This window comes from Fructilactobacillus sp. X8R4C1 (genome assembly GCF_059900905.1).
In genome coordinates, this window is sequence record NZ_JBWXVJ010000001.1 from 332,212 (window position 1) to 345,012 (window position 12,801).

Genomic DNA, 12,801 nt, shown 5'->3' on the forward strand with positions numbered 1-12,801 from the left:
AAAAGTATTTTTTATGAAAAAGTCTCTGTGAAGATAAGTAATTAATGCGTATATGCACGATGTAAACCATTTAGTTAATTAATTTAACTAAATGGTTTTTATTATGGGTTAATTTATTGTTTTGTTTCTGATTAGAAACAAATGGTATAATGATATTAGCCAAGGGAGATATGGTGATAAGCACCATGAATAATGCATCTAAGCGTAAAGTTAAAAGTGTTTTAAAGAAGATCGAACAAAATCGATCAACTTGGTAGGTAAGCAGACGCTCTAAAAACCTGGAAACTCAAATTAAATTAGATATGGATTCAGTAGGAATCATGAATTTTATTTATGACAATCTTTCTTGGAAGGATTATGTTTGTGGTCCAGAAAGTGATAACCACATTCCATCAATTTTTGGAGACATTTGGGTATTCGGGTTAACTAGATTAAATTATGATCTGTATTTAAAATTTCAATTGAAGGAGAATTCAGTATATTGGATTTCAATTCATATTGCTGAATATCCAATACATTATCGTTATAAGTAGAAAGGAGAAAATAATGATGAAATTATTATATAATCCAGAAACAGACCAAACTGGTCAATACCAAGATGTCTACGAAAATAAAACTGTTATTTTTAAGGGTGTAGATGTTAGTGTTAACGAACATTTTCTCGTCGATAATGCTGGTGAAAAATGGCTTGATTTTAACAAGCCTGATGAAAATATTCATAAAATATTTGATGCTTATCGTAAATTAAAGGGTTTTATGGTGCCAACAGATGTTAGAAAACTCAGGAAAAGTTATGGATTGTCTAGTAGGGACTTTGCTAAAACATTGGGAATGGGATATGGAACACTGAACCAGATTGAAAATAACCACATTGTGCAAAGTACTCAACAAGATGCATTGTTTCAGATGGCTAAGAACAAGAGTGCTTTTGAGAGATTAGTGATTGAACATCAATTAATATGATTGCATTATTAGAATATAGATGGAAGGTTTTAACTTATGATTAAAGGTTTTAGAATTAGTAAATCTGTTGTAAATGAGATAGTGAATCAGTATTCAGCTCCACAAAGAAAAGATAATTCAATTAAGCTGGAAAATGCCTTTAGTAAGGGAATTGTAAAAAAATCTCTTGATAAAGACACTAATTCTGATCAAGAAGTATTACTTAATGGAGATAAAATAATTAATGAGTGGTTTAAGAATAATATAGAAGCAAATATTTTTATATCTCATTCGCATAAAGATTTAGAAGTGGTAGAGAAATTTGCTGAATTTTTAAAAAATCAATCTAAAAATACACGTATGGATTTCCATCCCTTTATCGATGCAGATGTTTGGGGAAATTCTAAAGATTTGATTGCTGATATTGTTGATGATTATTGTGATAAACGAGAGAACGGATATGATTATAATGAAGCGATGTTTGTCGCATCTAATGTAAATTTGATGCTTGTTAGTGCTTTAAACCAAATGATTAATAATTGCAATGCATTTATATTTATAGATACGGATAATTCAATTGAAAATGGATTGACGTATTCACCATGGATTATGGAAGAGTTAAAGACTTTTCATCAATTTTTTCAAAGTAATAAAGTTAATTTACTAAAAGAATTTGATAAAATAAACAAGAAAATAGCGATAACAAATGAGATTCCAGAATTTAATTATAATGTTGAGAAGTGCATGCAAGAGTTAACTAATGTTGAAAATAAAGATGATTTAATTAATGAGCTAAAACAAGTTATACCTATGGTGTGACTATGACATTACGTAGATAGGAGATATTTACTATTAAAAATGATAAAGTTGAATATCTTAAAATGATAGAAAATGTAATTGATCGATTGGCCGGTGACTCATTTAAAACTAAGGGACTGTGTATTACTCTTTTAGCAGCAGTTTTTACGTTTATAAAATCTACTAGTCCACAATTTAATAAGAATCAGTTATTTATTCTTTTAATAGGGATTATTATATTGTTTGAATTTATAGGAACTGAATATTCTTCCTTAGAGGTTTCTTATCGAAAATTATACAATGTTAGTAGAAATAAAGAGTATATTAATTTCAATATGTACACAGGTAATTATAGGTGTGGTTCTATGATTAAAGCATGGTCTTCTATAATTAACGTTTTATTCTACAATGGTCTAATGATATTAATGACTACTTTAGCATATTGGCCTATTTTACATTCAAAAATATACTGGGGTTTAATGGTTATTGAAGTTGTCTGGAGTGTCACCCTAATCTTTATTCATTATCGTTTGATTAAATTTATTAAGAAATACAAGGAAAACAAAAAGAAACATTGTTCATTTGTTTCAATTTTATTGGCTTTTAAGTCAATTATTTTTTAATATTAAGTATACTAGAACCCTATTTCAACAATCTTTTAACCCAATGAATGTTCACTCATTAACAAATTACACCCAATAAGCTAAACTTAAGTCATCAAAACAGCTCACTTTATTTCTCAAAGGAGACTTCCCATGACCCAATACATTTTAGGAATTGATATCGGCACCTCAAGCACCAAAGCCATCTTGATGACGACCACTGGTGAAATTATTGCTCAAGACAAAGCTTCATATCAGTTAGAAACACCACATCCAGAGTGGGCGCAAGAGAATGCTGACGACTGGCTTCAGGCGGTGACGTTCTTGATTAAAAAATTAGCCCAAAAAGTCGATAGTACCCGCATCATTGGTATTGGCATCGACGGTCTCTATGGTGGTTCTGGGGTTCCAATTGATAAAAATGGTCAACCACTCGGTCCTGCTTTGATTTGGATGGATCGTCGGGCTACAAAAGAAACTTCAGAAGCACTGAAACTCGTTAGTAAATCAGAACTGATGGACGTCACTGGCAACCTGGCTGACCCGTACTACGGTTACACTAAAATTATGTGGTTGAAACAAAACAAGTCGGAGTTGTACCGCGACACCTATCAATTTTTGCCACCCGAATCGTACGTCATTTACAAGTTAACGGGGAATATCAGCATTAATTATTCCGCGGCTGGTAACTTAGCTGGAATTTTCAACATTAATGATGATGAGTAGTCACCTGAACTGGCCGCTAAATTAGGCATTGATTTAAATAAATTACCGCAGAAGATGATTGCTAGCACGGATGTCGCCGGTCAAGTCACTGACAAGTGGGCGCAAGAACTAGGCGTTAAAGTTGGGACACCAATCTTTAATACTGGAGTTGACGTTGGGCCAGCGACGGTCGGAACTGGTGTTCTTGGCACCGGTCGTATGACGATTGCACTAGGAACGTCAATGAATGCGGCACTTGTGACCAACAAGCCACTTAAAGATGACAATCTTATTATTTGGCCTTACGCTTATAAACCAAAGGAATACTACTATAACTTTGCCGGAGCTAACACGGCTGGCGCGGTAATTGCGTGGTTTACCCGTGAATTCGCCCAAGAAGTTGATAATAATAACAGTACGAAAATGCTGGACGAAGAAAGTGAACACGTTCCCGCTGGTAGTAATGGCTTGATTGTTTTACCATACTTTATGGGTGAACGCAGTCCGGTCTGGGACTCCAACGTTCGGGGAACCATCTTTGGGATTTCAATGACGACAAAGCGTTACGAGTTATTTAAGGCGTTTCAGGAGGCCATTGCCTATTCCGTTCGTCAGAGTATTGAACAGTTTGGTGATCACATTGGCGACTCGTTTACTCTAGTTGGTGGCGTTAGCAGTTCTAAAAAAATGGTCCAAATCATTGCGGACGTGACGGTTAAGACCGTCAAAACGACTGATTCTGGTGGTGAAGCCGACCTCGGAAGTGCCATTCTGGCTGGAATTGGATTGAATCAAATTCAACCTCAAGCAGTCCAAAAGTGGGTCAAGATTAATGAAAAGATTGAACCCAATCCTGAAAGAAATGAAGAGTATAACAAGTACTATGAGCTGTATCGTTTGGCGTATAAGGATACGAAGGGTTTTTATAAGAAGTACAATGAGCTAGTTAATAATCATGATTAACTAAATTTCACACTGAAAGATGTTTTATTATTTCATAATTAAAAGATAAAATGAGTGCCTATCAACACTCATTTTTTATACCTAAATACTTAAGGATGTGTTTTCAATTAAGTCGTTAACCAAAAATTATTTATTTCAATTAATTGTGTTTTACTTTGCTATTTTAATATCATTTCCATGTATTCACTTAATTTATGAACTTACCGATAAGGGAATTGCTGTATTTGCGGTTACATACGTCGTTTTATTTTTGTTTTTCTATTTGGTAAATTTTTGGTGGTTAAAACAACCAGTTTACTTAAAATCAAACGTTCCATTTAAAAAGCAGTGGATAATTGATTTAATAATACTAATTTTTATTTGCTTAGTTGTATTGCAACTGTCTTCCGTAGATTTATTTAGAACGGCAATGATTAAGCCATTGATAATTTCGTTAGGCTCAGGCGTTTTAGAGGAATTTCTTTTTAGAGGAGTCATTTTGACAATGTTACTGTCAATCTTGCTTTCCGTTCTAAAAAATAAACCCCATCTTTTTTGCCTCATAGCGGTCGTGGTTAGTAGTCTGATGTTCTCGGGAACTCATTTAATTAACATTGAAACCCTTCATCAAGGATTATGGGTAACGCTGGTTCAGATACTGTTCACGCTCTCAATGGGAATCATTAATGGTGTGATTTATCTTCGGACCAGAACCATTCTTTTGCCGATGTTGATGCACTTTTTATGGAATTTTACGACTTCAGCTAATAATGGAATTCAGGAGGTGATTCCCGCTAGTGAAATTGTCTCAGCTGTTACGACGATGTCAATTGTGGTACTGGTTAGTTTATTGTTTATGGTTTGCTTTATTAGAAAATCTAATTCACAAGATATCATTAACGATTTTTTATAAGCCCACATTTTTGACATTCCCACTTCACAGCGACATACTTCCCATGTATTCCAAAAAAGAAAGAAGTATGGTAATAATGAAAATTGCAGTCTATGGCGCTGGTTCACTTGGAACTATTATTGGTGCTTATCTTACCAAAGCATACGGCAAAGACAACGTGGATTTGATTGCCGACAATCCCCAGCACGTTAAGGATTTAAATGATCAGGGTGCTACGGTCACCGGGACGGCTAATTTTACCGTTCCTGTCACCGCCAAAACTCCGGATGAATTAAAATCGGACGAGTATGATCTCGTCTTACTTTTAACCAAGCAGACTCATAATGATGAAGTTCTTTCCAAGGTTAAAGAAGTGTTGAAACCAAATGGAACTTTGGTTTCGCTTCAAAACGGGGTTCCGGAAATTGCGATTTCAAAGGTCATTGATCCCGCAAACATTGTTGCTGGTTCGGTTGAATTTGGTGGGACCCAACTTAACCACACGGAGTCGGAATTGACCACGGCACTTCCAGCTTTTGAAAATGCGGCGTTTCAGATTGGTGAACTTGACGGAAAGGATACCGACCGCATTAAGAAGGTCAAAGACGTGCTGAGTCACGTTGGTGGCACCGCCATTTCCGATAATTTACTTGGAACCAAATGGTCTAAACTTTTGGTTAACTCATCGTTTAGTGGGTTATCAGCCGCAAGTGATGCTACGTTTGGCCAGGTTGCTGATAGTGAGGTGGGCTTAAAGAGTGCGCTAAAAATCGTCAATGAAGGATTAAAGGTCGGTCATGCTGACGGTGTTAAATTTGCCAAAATGGGAAATCATGACCTCAGTTCACTTACTAGTGAACATCCCAATGATGAACCAGCACAGTTGGCCTACTTGAAGTCCGCGATGAACAACAGTAAGAACCTAAAGGCTAGTATGCTACAAGATTTGGAGAAGGGCAGAAAGACTGAGGTTCATGACATCAATGGGGTAATCTCCGAGACGGGCAAGAAATATGGAATCAAGACTCCATTTAACGACTTGGTCATTAAGATTGTTGAAAACGCCCAGGATACTGGTAAATTACCGAAGTTTGAGGATACCATGGACCAGTTTCGGCAGTTACTTGATAGCAAATTATAATTATTGTAATGAGGCTTCTTACAGTATGTTATAATTATTCGTTGTTTACTTTTAAAATATGTAATATTATGAATCTCTAAAGGAACTTTGAGAGGTTCATTTTTTGTGTTTAAATATAAAGTGTATGAATTAATCGTATCTTAGAAAGGCGAAAAATGACTGTTGCAATATCAATCTTTATTTTTTTGTTTCTGGTCTGGCTACTGTTTGAGTTTATCAGCAGTGCCGCTTGTGGTTGTCTTTTGTTGATGTTTCTATTAGCCGCTACGATTGGTTTGTTTGCGGCCAATTTTTGGATTCTCGGACTGATTATGTTGGTATTAGTTGTATTTGGAGCGTTATTTAATTATTAGTAGCGTCGATTTTTCTTAAAATTACAGTAAATTAAAATTGTCAGCTCTGATTAAATTATCGGGCTGGCAATTTTTTGGCTTAATTTTTATTATCGTGTTGTTCATGCCACTTCTTGATTTGTTTAAGGCGTTCTTTAAACCGGATCTCATGACCTTCACTCGTGGGTTTGTAGTAGACGTGGCCTTCAACGGATGGTGGCATCGTTTTCATCGTCGTTAGTTTGTCTTGATAGTTATGCGCGAGTTCATATCCTTTCCCGTAGCCCAAGTTTTTCATTAACTTAGTGGGAGCGTTTCTGATTTGCAGTGGAACGGGATCATCAGCGGTTTCCTTGACGTCTTTCTTGGCCGCTAGTCGTGCCTTATAGAGGGCGTTTGATTTTGGTGCGAGTGAGAGGTACGTAACGGCCTCTACGAGGTGGACGTCACACTCTGGCATCCCCAGAAACTGACAGGCTTGAAACACGTTAATGGCAACGTTTAAAGCATTCGTGTCAGCTAAGCCAACGTCTTCACTGGCAAACCGCACCAGTCGTCTCGCAATGTAAAGCGGGTCTTCTCCACCATCTAGCATACGAGAAAGCCAGTAAATGGCTGCGTCAACGTCACTATTACGCATCGATTTATGCAAAGCTGAGATAATGTTGTAGTGTTCTTCACCATTTTTGTCATATAGCACAAACTTGTTACCAATCAGTTGTTTCAGACCATCTAACGTTATTTTAGTGACACCGTCTTTTTTGTCACCGTTGAGGACAGCCATTTCCAGGGTGTTTAACGCTTTTCGGGCGTCACCGTTAGCAAAATTAGCAATCTCGTTAATTTCATCCTGACCGATTTTGATGTTCTGTTTGCCAAAGCCATCCGGATTCTTTAAGGCGTTGCTTAAGAGCCTAACCACGTCAGACGGTTTTAAGGCGTGTAGAACGAAGACCTTACAGCGTGATAGTAACGCCGAATTGACTTCAAACGACGGATTCTCGGTGGTAGCTCCAATCAAGATGATGCTACCCTGTTCGACGTAGGGTAAAAAGGCGTCCTGTTGGGCTTTGTTAAAACGGTGAATTTCGTCGACAAAGACAATCGTTTTTTGCCCAATTGCTTGATCTTGCTCAGCCTGACGCATGATTTTTTTAATTTTGCTGATGCTGCTGTCGGCCGCACTAAAACTATAAAAGTTTGATTGCGTTTTTCTGGCGATAATTTCGGCCAAAGTGGTTTTACCAACCCCAGGTGGTCCCCAGAAAATCATGGAAGAAACCTGGTCGTTTTCAATTAGTTCTCTTAAAATTTTTCCCTTTCCAAGGAGATTTTGCTGTCCCACAAATTGGTCTAAAGTCTTGGGACGAACCCGACTGGCCAAGGGGACGTTTTGGTCTTGATTGTTAAAGAGTGATTCTTGCCGCATGGTTACTCACTTCGATTCTGCTAGAAAGTTTAGTAGTTAATTAAGTTTAAGTTAATACACTTGGGGAAATCATGCAATCAATGGGTTTAAAAAAGTTCTCTGACTAAAATTTTAATCAAAGAACTTCTTTTGCTTAGATTTCGTATGATGGTTTAGTGGATAATAAATCTTTAACCTGTTCATCAAGGGTTGGTAATGGTCTACCAATGACCTGCGGCAGGTCCGGATCGTTGTCAGTATTGTTTTCTAGGATTTCTTGATGAGTCATGCCAAATTTGACGGCTTGTTCGTCGATGTTTTCATCTAAGACCCCGGCCCTGATCATGTCTTGAACGCCGACCATGAAATTAATTGAACCCTTGTCATAGCCACGTTTTGCTAAAGCTTGGCGGTAGTTGTCATCGTTTAACAAGTTAACCTTAAAGTCCCTGTTGGTGTTGGCAATGACTGAGGCTGCTAAGTCAGCGTAGGTGTGTTCGTTTCCATAGAACTCATAGACATCCTTGGTCTTTTCGTCGCTTGCCATGACCTTGGCCGCCGCAAACGCGTAGTATTTCTCTTCGGCCCAGCCAACTTTGCCGTCACCAGCGGAGAAGATAAAGTCTGCTCCCTTAGCGGAACGTTTGATGAGGTCGAGGTCGTTTTCTAGGTACCAGTTGTTTCTAAGAAAGGAATGGTTGATGCCAGTTGCTTCAATTAATTTTTCGGTCTTGGCGTGGTCCTCTGCTAGTGGCACTTTGGCGATGTCAGCGTGGGGGAAGCTTGTATAAGCGATAAACTTGACCTTAGCTTTGACGGCGGCGTTGGCCACGTTTTCGTGTTGGACGTAGCGAGGATGTTCTGGATCAGGTTGAGATGAGACAAACAGGAGCTTGTCAATTCCACTAAAGGCCTGATTCAGGCTCTTTGTGTCGTTATAGTCACCCTTTCTGATTTCCACTCCCGCAGGATACATCTTTTTGGCTTTCTCAGTATTTCTGGCAATTACGACGATGTCTTCGACAGGGACCAGTCGAATTAATCCCAAGATAGCACGTTCACCGAAACGACCCGTTCCGGCAGTAACTCCATATTTCATAGTATTTTCTCCTTCATTTTCGTTATCTAGAAACTAGCATGAATCTTTTCAAAAGGCAATTAAACCATTTTTGGAAATGATTCTTTATGAAAGCCACGATGATAATGATATAATGGGAACGTATAAACAGAAGAGGAGGGTTTAGTATGAGTGACAGAAGACCTAGTGAAAAACAAGAAAAGAACTTATTGCATAAGTTAGAAAAAGACGATCACAAAAAAGATCGTGGCCATGAAAACCGTTCAACCGATGGGAAAGAGATTCATAAACACATCGAACGTAGTGACCGTCCTGAAGAACCAAATAAGGATCGCAAATAATTAATGGTACAAAAAAAGATCGCGAATCCGCGATCTTTTATTTTGGTTTAGAATGAACGAACAATTAACAGAATTCCAAAGAACATGAAGTAAAATGCCACTAAGAATAATGCAACTGACATTGCCATGGCTGGTTGGAATAATAGAACAATTCCTAAGATCAAGCCAATAATACCAAGAATGACTTCAAACCAGAAGTAACCCTTGTGGTTTCTTTCGGCAAATCGACTGTACCATAGTTCAAACAATGAATCGATGATGAACCAGATTGATAACATCAACCAGATGTAGATTCCACCAACGGCAGGGTCTAAGAAGATCAAGATACCAATGATGATATCAAGCACACCGTTAATGACAAGCCAAACTGGTGACATCCCTAATGATTTGTCTAGTTGAGAAATTTCAGCAATCTTGAAGATCCCTTCAACGATTGACAAGATGGCAATGACGAAAACTAATGCCTTAAATGAGTTCAATGGATTCTTCAAAATGAAGAGTGATAAGATCACACTCAGGATTCCGATAACCAGTGAAAACGGGTCAAAGCCCTTTGTTTTACTAAACATATGAACACTCCTTTTTATTTATTAGCCTAAGCTTAAATTCATTTTACCAAAATTTAAGAAATAAACCACCATTGAAATGTTAAATGACGTAATTTAGGGAGATATTTAACTTTAAGGGAAGTTAATTGGAATAATTGACGTATCCTAGTTATGAAAGCTAGCTGGTTTTGTCAAAGACGCTAGCGTTAAATGATTGAACTAACAAATTATTCCTAAAGAATTGTCACATTTGTTAGGTTACGTCACAAAAATATAATACAATGAACTGTGGTTACATAATTTTACAAATATTAATATCGAGGGATTTTTTAGCTATGAAAAAGAAAATGCATGTTTGGAAATACTACGCGGCCGCTTTTATCATTCCGGTCGTAGTGGCTTCCATCGTCTTCGCAATTTACGGAATAACACCATTTGGTAACCATAATCTACTTATCAGTGATTTGCTCACGCAGTACATGCCATTTTTTAAGTTACTTCGTGATCAAATGCTCCATCATACCTTTAGTGCATACTCGTTTTTGGTCTCGATTGGTGATAATACCGTTCCGATCTACACTTACTATTTAATGAGTCCTCTGAACTTATTGGTTTCATGGTTCAGTGTGGTTCACATGCCAATTCTGATCTCAATCATCATTTTGATTAAGATCGGACTAATTGGTTGGTCAATGGCCTTCTTTTTGAAGGTAAAGTATCACAGACAGGACATGATGCAAATCATGGCTGCCGTAGCATACAGTTTGAGTGGTTACGTTGCCCTTTACTTTTATGATTTCATGTGGCTTGAAGCCTTAATGATTCTGCCACTTTTAACCCTTGGAATTGAACGGCTGTTTTATAAGGGGAAATGGGGCGGATACGTCGTCGCTTTGACGGCCATCATTATCATGAATTACTACATGGGCTATATGCTATGTATTTACTCTGTGATCTATTTTGTTTACCTCGTTTTTTTGAACCGTCCGGATCACACCGGATTTTGGCATTACTTAAAGGTTCATGGTTCCATGACGTGTAAGTACGTCGTTAGTTCGATCATTGCCGCCCTGTTGTCGTGTTTCATGTTGATTCCATCAATTGTGGGGATGCTTTCAACCAGTAAGGGATTATTCAAGATCTGGGACTTTCTGCCTTATCCAAGGTTTAGTCCCGCAGTCTTTGTTAATCTTGGGGTGGGAGCCAATAACTTTATGGGACGTTTGTCCCATGATCCTAGTATTTTTGTGGGCACGATCTTCATCATGGGCCTCCTGGTGTTCTGGTTATCGAAGAAGATTACGAAACGACAGAAACACGCTTCCTTCTGGCTAGTTGGGGCAATTTTCGTCGGGATGTGGATTACCACTTTCAACACTATTTGGCACATGTTCCAAAATCCAGCTGGATTCCCGTATCGGGAAGCCTTCATGTTTGGCTTTGTGACCATCATGTTTGCCTATGAAGCTTACATTAACGGAGCGTTTAAGGACAATCGAGTTGTTAAAAACGCTGGTTTAATCGTTTCCTTCCTGTTAGTAATTGGTTATGGTTGCGGCGATTTGGTTGCCTTATTTAACCACATGCATCAGTATGGCATTCAGCTTATTGCTGGGAATTCTCACTTAATCTACGCCTTAATCTTTGTCTTGGTAACCACGTTGTTGTTAATGGCAACGAATCGCTACGGTAAAAAGATTTGGTACCTGCTTTTCGCAGTCCTGTGTGTTGAGATGGGGGTTAACCTCTATCTTTCACTTCAGGGGCGACGGATTGATGCGTTTAGAAATGCTCCCGCAATGTTTGGAAACCAAAAGAAATTTGAAAATGCTTACAACCAATCTAAGGGCATTATTGACCAAAAAGTTGACAATAAGAAGAATCAAACGACGTTCCATCGTAATGACGTGAATAATCAACTGTACAGTGGGATCTTTGATCAGGATTACAACCAGTATAATGATGGAATTATCTTTAATTACCGTGGGGTAAGTGGCTATAGTTCAACTTTAAACATGCATACTCAAGCAGTCCTTTCTAATCTGGGATTATCGTCAAGAAACGTGCGCCGGGTTAGCGTGATTGGTAGTTCGCCGATTACCGACCAACTACTTGGAGTTACTAACCGGTTAACCATTTTGAAAAATGGTCAGACGATCAATAAAAAGAATGAACGCTATAGTGGACTGGGCTATGCGGTTTCTGATCGGATTGTTAAGACCAAACTAAACAAGGGGCATGTTTTTAAGAACCTGAATCGTTTCGTTCAAGACGAGTCCGGAATCAAGAAGAAGTTCATGCATGAGGCTCAGGTTACCGTTAATGATTCTGGTAAGTACCGTTATCAGACGGTTGATCCATATGATACTAGACAAATGGATACGGTGGACGGATACAAGTATAATTTGACGGTTAATCCGGCTATTTTCGGTAACCAATACATGTATCTGAGTCAGGCCAACCTCTACAAGGATAAAATCTTTGTGAATGGCAAGAAGATTCCTGAAAGATACCGGATGATCGGGACTGAAAACGTTAAGTTAGGTCATTTTGATAAAGGACAGAAATTTACGGTTAAGATTATTTCTTCTAATAGTCTGAAGGAGAAGAGTCTATTAAAGAGCTTCTCTGGCTTAGACGGTGTGGCTTTCAATCAATTTGTTGACGAAACTCAGCCATACAAACTGAGAGTGGATCATCCTGAGAACCTGAAACTTTCAGGAGCCGATTTCACTGGTCACGTTAAGACGAGTTCAAAGCGTAACGTGCTCTTATTGAGTATTCCTTATGACAAGGGATGGCACGTGACTGAGAATGATAAGAAAGTCAAGACTTTGATGGTTGCTGACGGCCTTACTGGGGTAAAATTAAAGCCCGGTAAACACACCCTTCACTTCCATTATCGTACTCCAGGATTGATTCTGGGATTGCTTTTGACCCTAATTGGAATTTTGGGGGCATTCTGCGAGTGGCTATTCTACCGAAAACGAAATAAATAGAAATTAGCATTCCCAAAATACTTTGGGAATGTTTTTTGTTATAATTGGGTTAGAGTTAAGGAAACGAGTGAGG

Annotated in this window: 13 protein-coding genes; 10 read left to right on the forward strand and 3 right to left on the reverse strand. The window is 38.2% G+C overall.

Going from position 1 to position 12,801, the window contains the following annotated elements; translation table 11 throughout:
- Positions 1–549: 549 nt before the first annotated feature.
- From AC6UDA_RS01510 to AC6UDA_RS01545, 8 genes are all read left to right on the forward strand, one after another.
- Positions 550–963 (forward strand): helix-turn-helix domain-containing protein, encoded by a 414-nt coding sequence (locus AC6UDA_RS01510; protein ID WP_500710635.1) that lies wholly within the window; start codon positions 550–552, stop codon positions 961–963.
- A gap of 36 nt (positions 964–999) precedes the next feature.
- Positions 1,000–1,761 (forward strand): toll/interleukin-1 receptor domain-containing protein, encoded by a 762-nt coding sequence (locus AC6UDA_RS01515; RefSeq protein ID WP_500708477.1) that lies wholly within the window; start codon positions 1,000–1,002, stop codon positions 1,759–1,761.
- Between the two features lie 62 nt (positions 1,762–1,823).
- On the forward strand, positions 1,824–2,363 hold the full coding sequence (locus AC6UDA_RS01520; RefSeq protein ID WP_500708478.1) for a hypothetical protein: 540 nt from the start codon (positions 1,824–1,826) through the stop codon (positions 2,361–2,363).
- A gap of 132 nt (positions 2,364–2,495) precedes the next feature.
- Positions 2,496–3,068, forward strand: coding sequence for an ROK family protein (locus AC6UDA_RS01525; RefSeq protein ID WP_500710637.1), 573 nt, complete (start codon positions 2,496–2,498; stop codon positions 3,066–3,068).
- 54 nt (positions 3,069–3,122) lie between these two features.
- Positions 3,123–4,010, forward strand: a complete 888-nt coding sequence (locus AC6UDA_RS01530) for a xylulokinase (protein WP_500710639.1) — start codon at positions 3,123–3,125, stop codon at positions 4,008–4,010.
- Between the two features lie 409 nt (positions 4,011–4,419).
- A complete protein-coding gene (locus AC6UDA_RS01535; RefSeq protein ID WP_500708481.1) occupies positions 4,420–4,902 on the forward strand; it encodes a CPBP family intramembrane glutamic endopeptidase in 483 nt (160 codons plus the stop codon).
- Positions 4,903–4,978: 76 nt separating this feature from the next.
- Complete coding sequence (locus AC6UDA_RS01540) at positions 4,979–6,022, forward strand: ketopantoate reductase family protein (RefSeq protein ID WP_500710641.1); 1,044 nt, start codon at positions 4,979–4,981, stop codon at positions 6,020–6,022.
- Between the two features lie 155 nt (positions 6,023–6,177).
- Positions 6,178–6,375, forward strand: coding sequence for a hypothetical protein (locus tag AC6UDA_RS01545; RefSeq protein WP_500695384.1), 198 nt, complete (start codon positions 6,178–6,180; stop codon positions 6,373–6,375).
- A 79-nt stretch (positions 6,376–6,454) separates the two neighbouring features.
- Here AC6UDA_RS01545 and AC6UDA_RS01550 read toward each other — a convergent pair whose 3' ends face one another.
- Both AC6UDA_RS01550 and AC6UDA_RS01555 read right to left on the reverse strand, forming a co-directional pair.
- The gene (locus AC6UDA_RS01550; protein WP_500710644.1) at positions 6,455–7,783 is read right to left on the reverse strand and encodes a replication-associated recombination protein A; all 1,329 of its coding nucleotides are present in this window, start codon (positions 7,781–7,783) and stop codon (positions 6,455–6,457) included.
- A gap of 133 nt (positions 7,784–7,916) precedes the next feature.
- Positions 7,917–8,861, reverse strand: a complete 945-nt coding sequence (locus AC6UDA_RS01555; protein ID WP_500710647.1) for an NmrA family NAD(P)-binding protein — start codon at positions 8,859–8,861, stop codon at positions 7,917–7,919.
- Between the two features lie 146 nt (positions 8,862–9,007).
- Here AC6UDA_RS01555 and AC6UDA_RS01560 point away from each other — a divergent pair, with 146 nt between their 5' ends.
- A complete protein-coding gene (locus tag AC6UDA_RS01560) occupies positions 9,008–9,181 on the forward strand; it encodes a hypothetical protein (protein WP_500693369.1) in 174 nt (57 codons plus the stop codon).
- A gap of 47 nt (positions 9,182–9,228) precedes the next feature.
- Here the strand turns inward: AC6UDA_RS01560 and AC6UDA_RS01565 are convergent, their stop codons facing one another.
- Positions 9,229–9,750, reverse strand: a complete 522-nt coding sequence (locus AC6UDA_RS01565) for an HdeD family acid-resistance protein (protein WP_500693370.1) — start codon at positions 9,748–9,750, stop codon at positions 9,229–9,231.
- Between the two features lie 314 nt (positions 9,751–10,064).
- Here AC6UDA_RS01565 and AC6UDA_RS01570 point away from each other — a divergent pair, with 314 nt between their 5' ends.
- Positions 10,065–12,728 carry a YfhO family protein gene (locus AC6UDA_RS01570; RefSeq protein ID WP_500710650.1) on the forward strand — a complete coding sequence of 888 codons (2,664 nt, stop codon included), beginning with the start codon at positions 10,065–10,067 and terminating at the stop codon, positions 12,726–12,728.
- Positions 12,729–12,801 lie beyond the last annotated feature (73 nt).

Bases quoted from the DNA above. Each gene is read 5' to 3' on its own strand.
- AC6UDA_RS01540 (WP_500710641.1), top strand. From the start codon at position 4,979: ATGAAAATTGCAGTCTATGGCGCTGGTTCACTTGGAACTATTATTGGT.
- AC6UDA_RS01565 (WP_500693370.1), bottom strand. From the start codon at position 9,750: ATGTTTAGTAAAACAAAGGGCTTTGACCCGTTTTCACTGGTTATCGGA.
- AC6UDA_RS01510 (WP_500710635.1), top strand. From the start codon at position 550: ATGAAATTATTATATAATCCAGAAACAGACCAAACTGGTCAATACCAA.
- AC6UDA_RS01530 (WP_500710639.1), top strand. From the start codon at position 3,123: ATGATTGCTAGCACGGATGTCGCCGGTCAAGTCACTGACAAGTGGGCG.
- AC6UDA_RS01535 (WP_500708481.1), top strand. From the start codon at position 4,420: ATGATTAAGCCATTGATAATTTCGTTAGGCTCAGGCGTTTTAGAGGAA.
- AC6UDA_RS01545 (WP_500695384.1), top strand. From the start codon at position 6,178: ATGACTGTTGCAATATCAATCTTTATTTTTTTGTTTCTGGTCTGGCTA.
- AC6UDA_RS01560 (WP_500693369.1), top strand. From the start codon at position 9,008: ATGAGTGACAGAAGACCTAGTGAAAAACAAGAAAAGAACTTATTGCAT.
- AC6UDA_RS01550 (WP_500710644.1), bottom strand. From the start codon at position 7,783: ATGCGGCAAGAATCACTCTTTAACAATCAAGACCAAAACGTCCCCTTG.
- AC6UDA_RS01520 (WP_500708478.1), top strand. From the start codon at position 1,824: ATGATAGAAAATGTAATTGATCGATTGGCCGGTGACTCATTTAAAACT.
- AC6UDA_RS01570 (WP_500710650.1), top strand. From the start codon at position 10,065: ATGAAAAAGAAAATGCATGTTTGGAAATACTACGCGGCCGCTTTTATC.
- AC6UDA_RS01555 (WP_500710647.1), bottom strand. From the start codon at position 8,861: ATGAAATATGGAGTTACTGCCGGAACGGGTCGTTTCGGTGAACGTGCT.
- AC6UDA_RS01515 (WP_500708477.1), top strand. From the start codon at position 1,000: ATGATTAAAGGTTTTAGAATTAGTAAATCTGTTGTAAATGAGATAGTG.
- AC6UDA_RS01525 (WP_500710637.1), top strand. From the start codon at position 2,496: ATGACCCAATACATTTTAGGAATTGATATCGGCACCTCAAGCACCAAA.